Source organism: Paenibacillus xylanexedens, from assembly GCF_001908275.1.
Classification (GTDB): Bacteria; Bacillota; Bacilli; order Paenibacillales; family Paenibacillaceae; genus Paenibacillus; species Paenibacillus xylanexedens_A.
On the sequence record NZ_CP018620.1, the window covers coordinates 6704631 to 6721143 of the forward strand.

14 protein-coding genes are annotated in these 16513 nt (G+C 47.3%); 3 read left to right on the forward strand and 11 right to left on the reverse strand.

Features of this window, described 5'->3' with window-relative positions; genetic code table 11:
• Positions 1-75 precede the first annotated feature (75 nt).
• The 7 genes from BS614_RS29300 to xylA form a co-directional block, all read right to left on the reverse strand.
• The gene (locus BS614_RS29300) at positions 76-702 is read right to left on the reverse strand and encodes a bifunctional 4-hydroxy-2-oxoglutarate aldolase/2-dehydro-3-deoxy-phosphogluconate aldolase (protein ID WP_074096465.1); all 627 of its coding nucleotides are present in this window, start codon (positions 700-702) and stop codon (positions 76-78) included.
• Between the two features lie 151 nt (positions 703-853).
• Positions 854-2005 (reverse strand): MFS transporter, encoded by a 1152-nt coding sequence (locus BS614_RS29305; protein WP_074096466.1) that lies wholly within the window; start codon positions 2003-2005, stop codon positions 854-856.
• A gap of 116 nt (positions 2006-2121) precedes the next feature.
• Positions 2122-2520 (reverse strand): RrF2 family transcriptional regulator, encoded by a 399-nt coding sequence (locus BS614_RS29310; protein ID WP_074096467.1) that lies wholly within the window; start codon positions 2518-2520, stop codon positions 2122-2124.
• Positions 2521-2703: 183 nt separating this feature from the next.
• Positions 2704-3774 (reverse strand): glycosyltransferase, encoded by a 1071-nt coding sequence (locus BS614_RS32685; RefSeq protein ID WP_210437009.1) that lies wholly within the window; start codon positions 3772-3774, stop codon positions 2704-2706.
• A 1081-nt stretch (positions 3775-4855) separates the two neighbouring features.
• Positions 4856-5572, reverse strand: coding sequence for a glycosyltransferase family 2 protein (locus BS614_RS29320; RefSeq protein WP_244898231.1), 717 nt, complete (start codon positions 5570-5572; stop codon positions 4856-4858).
• Between the two features lie 221 nt (positions 5573-5793).
• Positions 5794-7287, reverse strand: coding sequence for a xylulokinase (xylB, locus tag BS614_RS29325; protein WP_074096468.1), 1494 nt, complete (start codon positions 7285-7287; stop codon positions 5794-5796).
• A gap of 724 nt (positions 7288-8011) precedes the next feature.
• Positions 8012-9328 carry a xylose isomerase gene (xylA, locus tag BS614_RS29330; RefSeq protein ID WP_074096469.1) on the reverse strand — a complete coding sequence of 439 codons (1317 nt, stop codon included), beginning with the start codon at positions 9326-9328 and terminating at the stop codon, positions 8012-8014.
• 198 nt (positions 9329-9526) lie between these two features.
• On the opposite strand from xylA, the gene BS614_RS29335 reads away from it, so the two are divergent.
• Both BS614_RS29335 and BS614_RS29340 read left to right on the forward strand, forming a co-directional pair.
• Positions 9527-10693 carry an ROK family transcriptional regulator gene (locus tag BS614_RS29335; protein ID WP_074096470.1) on the forward strand — a complete coding sequence of 389 codons (1167 nt, stop codon included), beginning with the start codon at positions 9527-9529 and terminating at the stop codon, positions 10691-10693.
• Between the two features lie 147 nt (positions 10694-10840).
• Entirely contained in the window at positions 10841-11038 is a 198-nt protein-coding gene (locus tag BS614_RS29340; protein ID WP_017692236.1) for a hypothetical protein, read from the forward strand.
• 136 nt (positions 11039-11174) lie between these two features.
• Here the strand turns inward: BS614_RS29340 and BS614_RS29345 are convergent, their stop codons facing one another.
• Positions 11175-11405: a glutaredoxin family protein gene (locus tag BS614_RS29345; protein ID WP_036668031.1), complete on the reverse strand. Its 231-nt coding sequence runs from the start codon at positions 11403-11405 to the stop codon at positions 11175-11177.
• A gap of 62 nt (positions 11406-11467) precedes the next feature.
• Positions 11468-12409 carry a thioredoxin-disulfide reductase gene (gene trxB, locus BS614_RS29350; protein WP_036606934.1) on the reverse strand — a complete coding sequence of 314 codons (942 nt, stop codon included), beginning with the start codon at positions 12407-12409 and terminating at the stop codon, positions 11468-11470.
• A gap of 256 nt (positions 12410-12665) precedes the next feature.
• Between trxB and BS614_RS29355 the strand changes: the two genes are divergently transcribed.
• Positions 12666-13397, forward strand: coding sequence for a ZIP family metal transporter (locus BS614_RS29355; RefSeq protein WP_036606933.1), 732 nt, complete (start codon positions 12666-12668; stop codon positions 13395-13397).
• A 123-nt stretch (positions 13398-13520) separates the two neighbouring features.
• Here the strand turns inward: BS614_RS29355 and BS614_RS29360 are convergent, their stop codons facing one another.
• Both BS614_RS29360 and BS614_RS29365 read right to left on the reverse strand, forming a co-directional pair.
• Complete coding sequence (locus BS614_RS29360; protein WP_074096471.1) at positions 13521-14330, reverse strand: alpha/beta fold hydrolase; 810 nt, start codon at positions 14328-14330, stop codon at positions 13521-13523.
• Between the two features lie 131 nt (positions 14331-14461).
• A complete protein-coding gene (locus tag BS614_RS29365; protein WP_074096472.1) occupies positions 14462-16477 on the reverse strand; it encodes a heavy metal translocating P-type ATPase in 2016 nt (671 codons plus the stop codon).
• Positions 16478-16513 lie beyond the last annotated feature (36 nt).

Consider the following 16513-nt stretch of genomic DNA (forward strand, 5'->3'; position numbering starts at 1 on the left):
TAATCTAACAATTAATCTAAAGGCACCTTCATATATATACCCAAATGTACATATCCCTCATCTGACGCTAGAATCCTAGGCTCCAGCTGCTTCCACAAATCTCCGTGCACATGCTGCAATCTGCTCATGATCTCCTGCTACAAGAGCTTCTCGTGGTAAAAGTGCACTTCCCAGACCCACTGCAGCAGCGCCTGCTGCGTAATAATCAGCAATATTCTCCAGTGTGGCACCACCTGTTGCCAGCAGTGGAATATGATTCAGTGGAGCTTTGATCTCCCGCAGATACGGTATGCCCAGACTCGCCATCGGAAACAACTTCACAACTCGTGCTCCCGCTTCATGGGCAGCGACAATCTCAGTAGGTGTCATGGCTCCAGGCCAGATCTCGACACCATGTTCTACAGCATATTCAATGACAGACAGATCGACATTGGGAGACACCAGAAATTGTGCTCCTGCAGCGACCGCTTCCTTCGCCATCTGCACATTCAGCACCGTACCCGCTCCAACAAAAGCCTTTCCTTCATGCCGCTCACGCCAGTCTGCAATAATATCATGTGCTCCAGGTGTATTCAGTGTGACTTCCATAAGTCGGATTCCACCACCTGTCATACCTTGTCCAGCTGTTACTGCCGCTTCGCGGCTTATACCACGTACAATCGCGACCAGCCTTGACTCCAATAGTACTTCCGTCAGATTCATATCCAGTTCCCCTTGCTTTATCAATTCGGCAGCCGAAGACAGGCAATCATGGTCACCGCTTTTCCGTTATTCATTATTGTAAAGCATATCCTCTCCTGGATGAAATCATTTGATCCAATATTCACTTCTTCCTATTAAAAAGACATTGAATTCAACTTGGTTTTGTAGTCAACCTGAAGGAAACAAGGGCAATCGCCAACGCCAACAGCAGGACCATACCACCAATCCACCCCAAATTTTGAACGGAATTGTATTTCACAACTACACCTCCAAATCCGGCACCGAAAGTCATACCTATGTTCATTACTGCCGTATTGTAACTCAGGACTGTTTCAGAAGACTGTGGTCTCAATGTTATCAAATAGAACTGATTCGCGGGCGTTGTTATCCAGGCAGCTGTGCCCCAAATCATGATGGTCAGAAGAATACCTATTGTGGAACCTGCTGTGATTGGCAAAATAAACAGGGCACCAGCATGAATAATCAAACTGATTGGAATCGTGCGAACAGGTCCCCATCGATCTACCGCATAGCCGCCAAGACGGGAACCTATGAATGCAAATACACCCAATACAAGTAACGCCGTACTAATCATTTCTATTGAAAAATCGGCTACTGAACTTAAAAGTGGAGCGATATAAGCAAATACCATGGTGTAACCCAGAATCCAGAAAACAGTCGTCAATAATCCGGTGATAACCTTTTTATCTTTGATAATCAATAATTGTTTCTTCAGGGAGAGAGACGGGTTACCCTCCATTCGAGGAATAAATCTGTACAACAGCATGAAATTAATAAATGCGATAATTGCAATCATGATATAAACATAGTGCCAATCCATGTAGGCAGCAATGAAGGTACCAATCGGCACTCCTAATACCAATGAAACGGTGAATCCTGTGATGACAGTTGCAATGGCACTACCCTGTTTGCCAGCAGGAGCTAGCCTTGCAGCATAGTTCGTGGCTAGGACAAAATACAGACCACCACTCATGGCCAATACGATGCGTGAGAACATAAGCATGCCGAAGTTCAAACTGAAGAATGCAATGATATTTCCCAAGATAAAAATAAGCATGGAATACAGAAGTACTTTTTTACGTTGTAACTTGGAAGTCAGCATGACCAGAGCCCAGGCACCCAATGCATGAGATAGTGCATATACGGTGACCAATTGTCCCGCTATTGAGATCGAAACCTGTAAATCGCGGGCGATGATATCTAAAACGCCAGATACGACAAATTCGGCTGTTCCCACAACAAAGGCTCCTAAAGCCAATAAATAGATAATAAATGAATTCATTTCAGTCTCCTTTATTCAAAAGAATAGTGTGTGAAATCTTCTGGATATATTCGTTTGTTAAAATTTATAATAGATATAAAAGACAAATTATATCTATTATAAATACAAAAAAATACTTAATGCATCATTGATATTTTACCGGCAATCGAAGATAATTTTCGATTTTTAAACACTTCTTCCATCTGTCCTTCGGCAGTGATCATGGTTTCTTGAATTAAGCATCCCTGTTTATGATGACAGCAATCAAACAGAGAGGTTGTACCCTCAATCGCCTGTATGATGTCCAAAAACGTAAGATCCTCCCACTTCTCCTGAAGTGTATACCCGCCTTGGGCACCAGATGACGAATGAATCATCCCCTCTTTCGTCAATTTGGTTAAAATCTTGGACAGATAGGTGGGTGAAACATTCTGCCACTTTGAAAGCTGCTGCACACCCACAGGTTTATCTGAATTGGATGCCGCAAGAAAAAGCATCGTGTGCAGGGCGTAATTGGTAGCTTTGGAATACTTCATCATCTCATTCCCCTCTAATAAAAGACTTAATAGATCTACAATAACTCCTTTAATGCAATTACGTCAATAACCCCCTCTCATAAAAGTGGCACATTGCGTCCACTCCTTCATCAGAGGAGGCTCTTGTTACAAACAACTGTTCCAGCAATATCTATACCTACAGTTCCAATCTAAATGCATGCTTTAGGCATTTTCCAATACGTTATCCTTCTCCAAATCTTTAAAGTATCGATCGTTATATAACATGCTTGGATGTGTTGGATGATAGGCGAGTGCGATATCATTATGTTCCCGGGCCTTGGCACGGTTACCCATCCGGTCATAACACACACATAGTTGCAGATGCGGCATCCAGGTCCAGGCTGCTTCATTCAGCACTACCATAGGGTCATCAGGACGTACAGCACGAGTCGCCTGTTCGTACCAGAACAGGGCCTTGCGATAATCTTCACGGTCGGCAAAATAACCACCCAATCGACAGCAAATCTCGGCTCTTGGCAAATCATAGGCAAATGATCGGAACAACGCCGTGACTTCCTGTTCCGGATGTTCAAGTGCAGCTTCACAATCCGCAATTTTCTGGCAAGCAGCGATCTGATCTTCCACCCATCCCAGCCCGGTATCCAGAAACTTCTCATAGTACTTCACCGCATCCCCATGCTGTCCATGGTCCTTCAGTTCATTACCGAAGTAGTACAAGTCACGCGGCCCGAATTCTTCTCCGGCCTGTTCCCTTTTGCGATAGATCCGCAGATTCCGATCGGTATACTCCTTATCTTTCTTGTGGGTAACCGCTATATCACTATGCAGCAGATTGCCCGCTACAGCCAGATATTCATGCACTGCCCCAATCCAGCGAAATTGCCGATCCCGACGCACCAGACGATTCCGGCGCAGGCTGTAGGCTACCTTGCCATCTGCTGTGAATGACAGATTGTAATCCATCGTCACACTATCAACATCCGGGTCCAGCGAACGTTTCAAGGCGATCAGTTTCGCTCGATCTTCCGGTTCGAACACATCGTCGGCATCCAGCCACAGAATATATTCACTCTTTGCCTGATCGAAAGCATAGTTGCGTGCTGCTGCAAAGTCATCCACCCATTCAAAATCAACGATACGATCCGTATATCTGGAAGCGATCTGACGAGTACGATCCGTCGAACCGGTATCCACGATTACAATCTCATCGGCAATGCCGTTGACCGAGTCCAGACATCTGGCGAGGGAAGCTTCTTCATTTTTCACAATCATACACAAGGTAATACTGATCGTCTCCTCCCCTCGTCTGGCCCTGCGATTAAATGCAGATACCCCCGGCAGTTCGGACAAACGATAGATGTGGTATGCGGGGAAATGAGTATCAACGAATAAACGAAAACCCAGTGCCTGAGCACGGATGCAGAAATGACGATCTTCGCCCCAGAAGGATACATTGGGAATCTGGTCATATGAAGCTCCTGCTGCCAGAACATTTTTGCGAATAAGAGTACATGCCCCTAGCCCTCCAACTTCATAACAACCCGGGATCCGCAGTTGAGTTAGAAAAGCAGTCGCTTGCGTGCCCTCGTCCTCCGTCTCGGTTCCGTCTAATGTTTTTCCACCGCGGCGAAACAAAGCATACTCATCTTGCAGCCATACCTGCGGCATTTCCCTGGCATCCGGCTGCCAGCGGGTCCAAAAGATATTGGATACAATGTCTTTGCCACTCGATACAAGTTGCTCCAGCGTCCGCGGATGCAGCACCAAGTCAGAATCAATCAGGAAAACTGCATCGTAGTGATTGTCGCGTGCATATTGCAATATGCGATTTTTCAAACCGGCTACACGCCAAATCTGCTCATCCTGCCAATAGTGTCCTCCCTCATCCTTGGTGTACACCCCTTTGTTGTCAGAACTACCACTACCATGTTCATCTGGTTGAATAACCGTCCCCTCATGCTGAAGCACAAATTCACGCAATATATTTGATGCGGCTTCTTCCACGTTATCGTCAACAAACAAATAATCCGTCTCCACTGTTGTTCGTTCCAGTGCATGCAGAGAATCCAGAAATTCACGGAGCACCGGCGTTGTCTGGCGAATCGGGCTGGCGATCAGTATTCTTTCCTGGCCAGGCGCTTCAAGCGTTTCCGATTGGCGGGTTTCCAGCAATTTATCAGAATGTCTGGGCGGTCGATGATTACTCTGGCTCTCTTTCTGATTCTCATTTGCGCTCTCATGTTGCTTCTCATTCTGATTCTCTTTCTCTTGGGAATTCTGCTCTACTTGAGGTTTGTATTCTTCTTGCGATTTACGTAACGGGTCTTTCTTCAACGTGCTCACTCCCCTCTCCTTATTCGAACCATGCCAACAGTCGTGGCTCTTGATCCAATATCGATTCGTACTGTTCCTTCCAACCGTATCTTGCTTCAGGGTCCAGTGCTTGATAGCGCTCATATTTGCGGATACGGTCTTCTTCCCGCGCCCAACCATAGTGCTTCACCCGGGGAGCATGACATCCATAGGACCAATGCTGGATCGTTAACGGAAAACGACCACAATGCTGGGGTGTCTCCTTCCATTCATAGCTCATCCCCGGGTGATAACGAATCAGAAATGGCCGATAATACGCATGCGCCTGCCAGAACTCATCTTCTCGGTAATGCGTCTCACTCCACATATCAAACAATCTGAAATAGATCGCATCTTCATTGCCACTGAGCAGCAGATCCCGTACCACCCCAAAGTCACTGGTTAGAATCTCATCCGCATCCAGATTCAAAATCCACTCCGGATCGGTTGCCACCGTCTCTTCCCATTGTTGTTTTCTCAGGCTTACCTCGTCTGCAAAACGTGAAGCTGCATTCTCCACTAATACGAGTGGAATACCGTCCAGAAGTTCCCTGCACAGTGCGACCGTTCCATCCGTGCTTCCGTCATCAATGATTACTGCGCGATCAATCCAGGGACGATGTCTCTCCAGTGCCTGCCTGAGATAACGATTCTCTTCATTACGAACGATCATCGACAAGGTAATATGTGGTCTTCCATGTTCCTCATGTCCATCCAAAGCTTCACCCCCTTGCTCAAACTTCTACCTATTAAAATGTCGGGCACATGATGCCTGGACGAATCACAATCCTCTATTTCCAATCTATGCAGAGCCTGAATGCGGATATGCAGGCCGAGTAAACCTTTCATGGGGTTAATCTTGATGAACGACAAAAAAGCACCCGCCTTCGCGGATGCTTTTAAATGTAATCACAAGATTAATGTAGTGAAATAAATGAATTAACGGTATTCAGACAAACGATCATTGAGACTACGTGTCTGTCCATAGACTTCCTGGTACAGCGCGAACAGTCCATCATAGACGGCAACCGTTTCCGGGTTCGGCTCATAGGACTTCGATGGACGAATAAACGCTGTTGCACATTCTTGCAAGGATGGGAACCAGCCACAGCCATAGGCAGCCAGCATCGCTGCACCCATCGCAGGACCCTGTTCGCTCTCCAACTTCACAATCGTGGCGTTAAAGACATCCGCCTGCATTTGCAACCAGGCTTCGTTCTTGGCACCACCACCAATGGAGATGACTTCATTGACGGTTTTGCCTGCACCACGCAGAATATCAATAGACTCGCGTAGTGAGAAGGTAATGCCCTCCATCACCGCACGTCCAAAGTGCTCCAGCTTGTGTCCTGCATCCATACCGATGAAACTGCCACGGATATTCGCATCGGGATGAGGGGTACGCTCCCCAACGATATATGGCGTGAACAACAATCCGTTGCTGCCCGCCGGGATCTGATCAATGCCCTGCAAGAGCACATCAAATGATTTGTCCGCTGCAAACGTATCCTTGAACCAGGACAGGCTATATCCTGCGGCAAGCGTTACACCCATAATATAGAAGGCATCTTTCTCCCCGTGATTGAAAAAGTGTACTTTGCCTTCGAAGTCGAGATCTTTACGCTCTTCATAGGAAAGCACAACCCCGGACGTTCCGATGCTGCACATCGTCTGTCCTTCACTCAGAATGCCTGCGCCAATGGCACCGCATGCATTGTCCGCGCCACCTGCGTATACTTTCGTCGCAGTCGCCAGCCCCGTTTGATCCGCAATCTCAGGTAGCAACGTGCCCACTTCCTCAAACGATTCCACAAGACGTGGACAAAGGGAGATTGGTAGCTCGAATGCTTCTGCAATCTCTTTGCTCCATTGCTTGCCTGCAACGTCTAGCAGCAAAGTTCCCGCTGCATCCGAATAATCCATAGCGTAATCCCCTGTCAGGCGATAACGCACGTAGTCTTTCGGCAATAGGAACAAGGATGCTTGCTCTAACAATTCAGGCTCGTTCTCCTGAACCCACAAAATTTTTGGCAAGGTAAAGCCTTCCAGTGCACGGTTCCGGGCAATGCTTAACAGCTTGCCTTCCAGTACTTTTTCGATCCGGCGGCACTGAGCCGTTGTGCGTGTATCGTTCCACAGGATTGCATTCCGCAGCGGTTTGCCTTCAGCATCCACCAACACCAGTCCGTGCATCTGACCGGAGAAGCTCAATCCTTCGATTTCCGAAGGCTGCACGCCAGACACTTCGAGCAATTTACGCAAGGAAACAATTGTTTGCTCTACCCAATCTTCGGGATTTTGTTCACTGTATCCAGCCTTGGGCTGGTACAACGGATATGCCTCGGATGCTTCAAATGCCACTTTTCCTTCACGATTGACCAACACGGTTTTGACCGCACTGGTTCCCAGATCGACACCAATTACGTAACTCATAGGTTAACTCCTCTCGTTTGTAACAGGATTGTATAAATGAAACCCTAATGCTCATGTGGTCACTCCGTGATCAGAAAACCCTCAGATCGCCGTTACCCCCAGATTTCCTTTATACCCCTTAGCAAGGGTGAAATCCGGGGATAAATGCGACCGCTTTGCTTCCTCGGGTCCTTTCTGCTCACTTCGTTCTGCATGTACCATCTTAGACAAACATTTATATCAAAACAGTAAAAACATACTCGTTTTTGTAGCGAAAAGATTGATCCAATGACCTTGATTCGTCATTGGTTATAAATGAAACCTGATGCTCATGTGGTCACTTCGTGATCAGAAAACCCTCAGTTCGCCGTTACCCCCAGATTTCCTTTATACCCTTTAGCAAGGGAGAAATCCGGGGATAAGCCTATGCTTCCGAAGCCAGCTTTCTTTCAGAAAGCTCTTAGCGAACGCTTCACTTCCTCGGGTCCTTTCTGCTCACTTCGTTCTGCATGTACCATCTTAGACAAACATTTATATCAAAAATTTAAAAACCGCGTTATTTGTTTAATCAAAAAACCGCCCCCGTCTTCCCAAGGGAAAGTCGGGGACGGTCCGAATGTCATGCTTGTTCAGGCGTTCCATGGTACAAGCTAATCTTGTGCATAGGCTAGTTTGGATACTAATGTCCAACCACATTTGAGTAACCATCGGTGGTCGACGTGCACCAACCCTGCCTAATCCGCTATTAGTCAGCCAGAATGTACTGGTTAAGTTGTGCTCTCAGCAATTCCTGACGTCCGGATTGGTTTTTGCGTGGGCTTTCATTGTTGAGCGCGTACTCAGCAAGGGAAGCCAGTGTTGCTTTACCTGCAACCACATCTGCACCAATACCTTCGCTGAAGCTGCTGTAACGTTTTTCGATGAAGTCATCGAATACGCGATCATCGATCAATTTCGCTGCCACTTTCAGACCTTTTGCATACGTGTCCATACCTGCGATGTGTGCCAGGAACAGATCGTCAGCTTCGAAGGAACCACGACGTACTTTCGCGTCAAAGTTCACACCACCACGTCCGATACCGCCGTTTTTCAATACTTCATACATTGTCAACGTAGCATCGTACATATCAACCGGGAACTCGTCCGTATCCCAACCGATCAACATGTCGCCTTGGTTTGCATCGAGGGAACCGAGCATGCCGTTTGTACGAGCAACGCGGATTTCGTGATCAAATGTGTGACCAGCCAGTGTAGCATGGTTTGCTTCCAGGTTGAGTTTGAAGTGTTTGTCCAAACCGTATTTTTGCAAGAAAGCAATGGAAGTTGCTGCATCATAATCATATTGGTGTTTCGTTGGCTCTTTTGGTTTAGGCTCGATCAGGAATTGTGCGTCAAAGCCAATTTCCTTCGCGTAGTCTACAGCCATGTGGAACATGCGAGCAATGTTGTCTTGCTCCAGTTGCATGTCTGTGTTCAGCAATGTGTCGTAACCTTCACGACCGCCCCAGAATACATAGTTTTCAGCGCCCAGGCGTTTACCCACTTCCAGACCTTTTTTGATCTGTGCTGCAGCGTGAGCATACACGTCTGCGTTGCAAGTGGATGCTGCACCAAACATGAAGCGTGGGTTCGAGAACATGTTCGCCGTGTTCCAGAGCAGTTTTTTGCCGCTGGATTTCATGTGATCTTCAATCAGATCAACAATGGTATCAATGTTGCTGTAGAACTCACGCAGGTTGTTGCCTTCTGGTGCAATGTCCACATCGTGGAAACAGAAGAACGGGAGATTCATTTTTTCCAAAAATTCAAATGCCGCTTCCACGCGTACTTTCGCGAGGTCCAGACCCGAGTATTTATCCCACGAACGAACAGCTGTCTCCGCACCAAACGGATCACTGCCGCCTGCAGTTAATGTATGCCAGTAAGCCATGCCAAAACGGAAATGTTCTTCCATCGATTTGCCAGCTACCACTTCTTCCGGATTATAATGTTTAAAAGCAAAAGGATTCTTGGAATCTTTACCTTCGAATGCAATTTTATTAACGGATTCAAAATAGGCCATGTGTAAAATGCCTCCTCAATAGTTTTAAGAAATCGTTTACACCGTTATCCTATCACATCGAATATACTTTGTCTATTGGTTAAACAAAGTAAAATAAAATTGTTTTTTACATGGTTGTTTACGCTATAATAGTCGAATAACTTGTTTCGGATGTGGGTCAGAACCCTTTTATCAGAAGAATAGGAGTGCCTTAACCATATGAAAATTACCGGAGACCAGATGCTGGTCAAAAAAATAAACAAGTCGATCGTTCTGGATACGATCCGGCGCCATGCCCCTCTTTCTCGCGCACGAGTGTCCGAGGTTACGGGGCTGAACAAAGCAACGGTATCCAACCTGGTTGCTGATCTGATCAGTGATGACCTGGTGCAGGAGATTGGCCCTGGGGAATCCAGCGGCGGACGTAAACCACTCATGCTGCTGTTTCGAGGGACATCAGGCTATGCAGTCGGTCTGGAACTCAGTGTGACCCATTTGAAAGGCGTGCTTACAGATCTGGAAGGACACATCATTACAGAGTACGCAGTGACCTTGGAACATCATGACGTGCCCTCTGTACTGGAGCAATTGAAATTGGCAGCAAAGCAGCTCATTGAAGCAGCTCCTCCTTCCCCTCACGGTGTCATTGGTATTGGTATCGGCGTGCCCGGCATGGTGGATGAGGCAGGAACGGTCCTGTTTGCACCCAACCTGGGGTGGGAGAAGGTAACTCTGCGCTCCATGCTTGAAGAAGAATTTCAACTGCCTGTAACGATCGATAATGAAGCCAATGCTGGTGCTCATGGAGAGTTGAATTTTGGGGCAGGTATCGGTGTCCGTCACATGATCTACATCAGTGCAGGCATGGGGATTGGTTCAGGCATCATGGTAGATGGTGAATTATACAAAGGCGCGTGGGGCTACGCAGGAGAAACAGGCCATATGTCCATTGAAGCGGAAGGTCTTCCCTGTTCCTGCGGAAATCGTGGTTGCTGGGAGTTATACGCATCGGAAAAAGCCTACGAGCACCCGGACCATCAGCTAAAATTACCTGCTCATACCACACGCGAACTTATTCATTATGCGGAGCAAGGCCACGAGGCTGTTCAAGAATTATACAACACGATTGGGCGAAAACTGGGGATTGGCATTACCAATATCGTTAACAGTTTCAACCCGGAACGTATTATCATTGGCGGTCCGCTCTCTGAAGCAGGTCCATGGATTGAAACAGCGTTAAAACAAGTTGTCGAGGAACGTACATTACCTTATCACCGCCGCAGTTTGCAGATTGAATGGGCAGCTCTGGGCAGCCGTTCCACCCGCGTTGGTGCCGCTTACTCTGCGATATCCCAGTTTTTAGGTAAAATTAGGGTGTCTGTCTAATAACAGATGAAAATTGACATCATTTCGCCCCATTTCCTCCCTTTTTGTTAAAGAAATCCAGATGTATAATGGGGTTATGTGATTTTTGTCATGGCTGTGTGAATCAAGCTGTGTTAATTCCGATAACGAAACGGAGTGAAAAAAAGCGTGACCTACGTGGATACTTCAGATATCTCGGCGCAAATGTTTGTCACCGTCCTCCTGTTCCTGATTGTGCTTGCGCCCCTGTTCAGCCTTGGCATACTCCGATTGTTCCAGAGCAAAAAGAAGGCTGGTTTCATGTACATGCTGTCAGGATTGCTGGTGTATGTTGTATTTCAGACTTTCATGAGTATTTTTTTCTAGATCATATTCTGCGTTTGCACAAAAAACCGTACCCTTCCGGGTACGGTTCTTTCTATATCCTAACGGCTCGCGAAAACCGGAATTGCATATGAATCGAAAATTTCTTTCAACATATGATTCAGATAATCAGCCTGATTTAAGCGTCCAATGCTTTGGCAAATTGAGTTTTGTTCATACCCAGAATGCGGTGTTCACCAATGACAGTCAATGGCACGGCACGTACACCCATGTCCCATACTTGTTGTGCAAATTCATCGCTAGTTTCGATGTTGCGCTCTTCATAAGAGATACCTTTGTCAGCCAGGAACGTTTTTACGGATTTGCAGTTCGGGCAGTTCGTTGATGTATATACAATTACGTTTTCCATGTTTAATTCACCTCATATGGTTTTATATTAATCTATAGTTTGGTTGGAATCAGCTCATTCTATTACAGAACAACTGCGCTGTGCTCCAAGCTCTCAATGTATTTCTCTGTGTCCATGGCAGCCATACATCCGCTACCTGCAGCTGTAATCGCTTGTTTGTAACGTGTATCCTGAACGTCACCACATGCGAATACACCTGGGATGTTTGTCTCGGATGTACCTGGTGTAGTCAGGATATATCCATGTTCGTCCGTAGTGATCTGTCCGCCAAGGAAACCAGTGTTTGGTGTGTGACCGATCGCTACGAATACGCCGCTTGCTGGAATCACTTCTTCTTCACCTGTTTCGTTGTTCAACACTTTCAATCCGGTTACGCCGTTGTCGCCAGCAAGTACTTCGAGTGGTGTACGGTTCAAAGCCATTTCAACTTTTTCGTTGCTGCGTGCACGATCCTGCATGATTTTGGAGCCACGCAGTTCTTCACGACGGTGTACCAGCGTTACTTTGGAACCAAAACGGGACAGGAAGCTTGCTTCCTCAAGAGCAGAGTCACCACCACCGATGACGATGATTTCTTTGTTACGGAAGAAGAATCCATCACATGTTGCACATGTGCTGACACCCCGGCCTATATTCGTTTCTTCGCCAGGGATACCCAGGTATTTAGCAGTTGCGCCTGTGGACAGGATCAATGTTTCCGATACGAGTTCACCCATACCTTCAACTTGAATCTTGAATGGACGCTCGCTCATGTCGATGTTGTTCACCCAGCCTGTGCGGAATTCAGCACCGAAGCGCTCAGCTTGTTTACGCATGTTGTCCATCAGTTCAGGACCCATAATACCATCAGGGAAACCTGGGAAGTTCTCCACTTCAGTCGTTGTTGTCAGTTGGCCACCAGGTTGTGGTCCTTCAATAACGAGTGGGTTCATGTTGGCACGTGCCAGATAGATTGCTGCTGTCAGCCCTGCAGGGCCTGTTCCGATAATAATTGATTTATACATGTATAGTTCCTCCCCCGGGTTCTGCAAAAAGGTCGGGCCCTCCGGCATCAAAAGCTTAGGCTTTTGCATACACTAGAACGAAAAGCCTACATCATGTCCACAAGACCTGCCCGTGTAATGACAATTACCCTATGCAGAAACGGAATTCTAATTTATAATCATTCTAATCTGTTGTTCATTATGATCTCTTTTATGTACGGTGTCAATGCTCGGCAGCGATTATGAAGAAGTCTTCATCAGGAGGGAAAATGGAAGCATGAACGATGCACTCATTGGCAGTTTTATATCAGCCATGTCTACCGGCCTAGGGGCCGTACCGATTCTATTTATGCGCAAAATATCGCACCGTCTGCGTGATATCTTGCTGGCATACGCCGCAGGTATTATGACCTCGGCCTCGGTGTATAATCTCATTCCGGAAGCGCTTGGCCAATCGAATCTCTTTGTACTCGCATTTGGTATTATGCTTGGTAGCCTGGTTCTACTAGTGCTGGAGATGAAGATTCCACACGTCGATCTGGAGAATCCCGAGAAAATGCCTTTTAAAATTGAAACCAAAGCCTTCATGATTATTGCAGCCATCACCATGCATAACCTGCCGGAAGGATTATCCGTTGGCGTCAGCTATGCAAGCTCGGATGAGAACCTGGGCAATCTCATTGCCTTTTCCATTGGATTGCAGAATGCACCGGAAGGATTCCTGGTGGCCCTCTTTCTTGTGAACCAGAACATTGGCCGCTTCAAAGCGCTGGGTATTGCTACCCTGACCGGAGCGGTAGAGATTATAACAGCTATGATTGGTTACACCTTGAGCAGTCTCGTAGCTGGTCTTGTGCCTTATGGTCTGGCCTTTGCAGCCGGTGCGATGATGTTCATTGTTTATAAGGAACTTATTCCCGAAAGTCACGGCGATGGCAATGCACGTGTAGCGACGATGTCCTTTTTGCTCGGGCTCATCACGATGATTGGTCTGACCGAACTGTTTTAATTGAAGACTAAAGAACCCGAGCGAACAGTCCAAGACTGTCGACCGGGTTCTTTGTTTAGCCACAAATGAAGATTCCATGAAATTACTGGGACCGTCTGTCAGAGGTATTTCGCCCTCTCCTGATCAGGATTGGATGAAACGAATCAGTTCCGAATTGAATTTTTCCAATTCATCATAGAATGCACCATGACCGCTCTCTTCAAAAGCAATCAGTTGAGACGAAGCGATGCCCTTGTGCATCTGCTCCGCGAACTCAAACGGACAGATCTCATCTTTTTTCCCGTGCAAAATGGCTGTTGGCACTTGAATGGAACTCAGGTCACCTCGCAAGTCCTCATCCCGCAACGCCATTGCACTGCGAATGGTACCATAAGATGAAGCTTCCATGCCGAGGGCGTGGAACCAATCCATGAATGGCTGACTGTGTTTCTTCGCGAAGAACATGCCGCCAAACGTCTCCAGCAACTTCGGACGATCTGCAAAGATCGGCTCAATGATCTGCTCGTTCAGCTGCTCTGGAGTCAATCCATACGGATAACCTTCACGCTGTGTGAACACAGGCGCTGCCGCAGATAATAAGGCCAGCTTGGAGACGCCATGTCCCTTATGGCGAGCCATGTAATGTACTGCGATTGCTCCACCCATAGAGAATCCTGCGAGTACCGCGTCTTTCAGCTCCAGATCATCAATAACGGCACGAACATCGTCTGCCATGCGATCATAATCATATCCTGTGGATGGCTTATCCGATAAGCCATATCCTCTAAAATCTATCGCGATGGCACGAATGCCATGGTTCGGCAGTACGTTCAATTGGTATTCAAACATTTTATAATTAACAGGCCAGCCGTGCAAAAAGACAACCGGGGTTCCTTCGCCAATATCTTCAACATATACTTTTACATTTGGTTCCACTTGTACATAACGTCCCATATTTCACAGCTCCCTTATTATCGAATCGTCTCTTCGAATCATTACCCGCTGACCCAAGGTTCAAACGTGAGCCGTTCAATCAGCCGCATACTACTAGCGAAACCAATTAACCATCTTCTCTCCAAATCTGATTACCGTAGCAGCCTGAGCCCATTCAGAATAACCAGAATTGTACTTCCTTCATGACCTACCACACCCAGAGGCAATGCAACGTCTTGGAGGAAGTTACCAACAATTAAAGCCAGAATAACGGAGATGGCAAAAAACATATTCTGCTTCACCGTGCGCTGTGCTCGACGAGCCTGCCCAATCACCCAAGCGATCTCTTCAATGTTATCGTTCATGAGTACCGCATCAGCGACCTCCAGTGCAGTTCCGCTGCCGGACAATCCCATCCCCATACCCACAGTAGCTGCTGCAAGTGCCGGTGCATCATTGACACCATCCCCTACCATCAGCACAGGACCATACTGTTTGCGGAGTGCTTGTACCTGCTTCACCTTATCTCCAGGTAGCAAGTCTGCATAGACCATGCTTACTCCAGTTTCACGCGCAATTACAGAAGCTGATCTGGCTCGATCTCCTGTTAACATGGCAACTTTTACACCCATCGCTTCAAGCTTTTTCACTGCAGCTGCTGCCTGTGGCCGTACCGTGTCCCGCATCGCGATCAGCCCGACTAATTCACCATCAGCCATAACAACGGATACGGTTTTCCCCTCCCCCTCAAGACGGGAGCATATATCGCCCCACTCAGAAGATACCTTCACATGGTTAGCACCATGTTCATCTGTATCATCAACGTTGCTGTCTTTCATCTCCTCTGACTGCATTGATCTAAGTACATCTGTTTTGCCAATGCTCCAGACCACATCGTTTATCGTTCCTTCGATGCCCCAGCCTGTTAGAGCCTGTACGTGCTCCGCTTCCTGAAGTGTAATGTTTTCCTTGTTCGCCTGATCTACGATGGCACGAGCCAAAGGATGCATGGAGAGGTTCTCAATCGCCGCTACCGCAGCTAAGAGCTGGGCGCGATCTACATTTTCAGATGTAATAATATCGGTGACTTGTGGGGTGCCCATGGTCAATGTACCTGTTTTGTCAAAAGCCACAACCCGCGTGCGAGCCATATTCTCCATATGGGCACCTCCCTTGAAAAGAATGCCACGACGGGCGCTGCTGGACATCGCGGACAGCATGACAGGCATGATGGAAGACACCAATGCACAAGGCGAAGCAACAACCAGAAATACCATCGCTTTATAAAATGCCTCATTCCATGTCCAGCCAAGCAGTAGTGGAGTTCCTGCAATCACAAGTAAAGTCACCCCTACAACAATGCGTGCGTAAATTCCTTCAAACCGCTCCATAAAACGCTGGGAATCCGGCACTTCCGCCTGCGCTTCTTCCACCATTTTAATGATTTTGCCAAACAGTGACCCTTCAGCCGATTTTGTGACCTCTACGTATAAAGCACCCTCCCCGTTTACCGTACCTGCATAGACTTCATCCCCCGCAACTTTGTCCACAGGCAGGGATTCTCCGGTGATGGACGACTGATTGATAAAAGAACTCCCACGGTACAAGACACCATCTGCTGGGATGAGTTCTCCAGGTTTGACCAACAGCAGATCACCCGGCTCCAGATCATCAATAGCCACGAGGTTCATCTGTCCGTCCTCAATACGCAGTGCAGTCTCTGGCTTGAGCGCCAGTAAAGATGAGATATCCTTATGACTTCGCTCTGTCGCATAACTTTCCAACGCACCACTGAGTGCAAAAATAAAGATTAGCATCGCACCTTCATTCCAGTAACCGATGGCTGCTGCCCCAAGGGATGCGGCAATCATCAGAAGGTTTACATCCAGATCACGTTCCTTGACCAGTGTCTCGATACCTTCCTTCGCTTTGGTCCAACCGCCTACGGCATACGCCACAATGTAGAGCATGATGGATAAGGTACCCAAATACGGTGCAGTTCCCCAGGCAATCAGCATCAACAGCCCGCTGCCCAATGCAGATTGCATCTCTTTATTCTGCAACATGGCTCGGAAATCAGGCTTCTTGCTCCCATTGGAGCCGGGTGTTTGGGATGAGCGCTGTTCCGCTTGTTTCTGTCTGTGTAGTGGTTGATGTATCGCTTGCATATGAATCACGTTCCTTTCGAATGGTAGGTTTGCAGA